The following is a 548-nucleotide window of genomic DNA, read 5'->3' as shown; positions in this document are numbered from 1 at the left end:
GACCGGCCCCTGCGGGTCGCGCTCATCGGAACGGGCTTCATGGGGCGCATGCACGCGCACGCGTGGCGCACCGCCCACCGCTTCTTCGACCTGCCCGCCAGGCCCGAGCTGACCCTGCTGGTGGGGCGCGACCCCGAGCGCACGGCGGCCGCGGCCGACACGTTCGGTTTCGCGGAGTCCGCGGGCGATTGGCGTCAGGCCATCGAGCGCGCCGACATCGACGTGGTGGACATCTGCACCCCCGGCGACACCCACGCCGAGATCGCGCTGGCGGCGCTGGCAGCCGGCAAGCACGTGCTGTGCGAGAAGCCGCTGGCCAACGACGTGGCCGAGGCCGACCTCATGGTCGCGGCCGCCGAGCGCGCCGGTGCCGAGGGCGTCGTCAGCATGTGCGGGTTCAGCTACCGCCGTACCCCCGCGCTGGCGCTCGCGCGCCGGCTGGTCGAGGACGGCCGCATCGGGCAGGTGCGCCACGTGCGTGCTCAGTACCTGCAGGACTGGCTGAGCGACCCCGACGCCCCCTTCACCTGGCGGCTCGACAAGGACCG

At 74.1% G+C, this 548-nt stretch carries 1 protein-coding gene; it reads left to right on the top strand.

Annotation, left to right across the window (positions count from 1 at the left end; all coding sequences use genetic code 11):
- Positions 1 to 548 (top strand): Gfo/Idh/MocA family protein (locus NQ160_RS24505; RefSeq protein ID WP_257517553.1); only part of this gene is annotated, 548 nt, incomplete at both ends.

The organism is Microbacterium sp. zg.Y909, from assembly GCF_024626565.1.
Note: the sequence above shows the minus strand (reverse complement) of the source record. Positions and strands in the feature narration are given on the sequence as shown.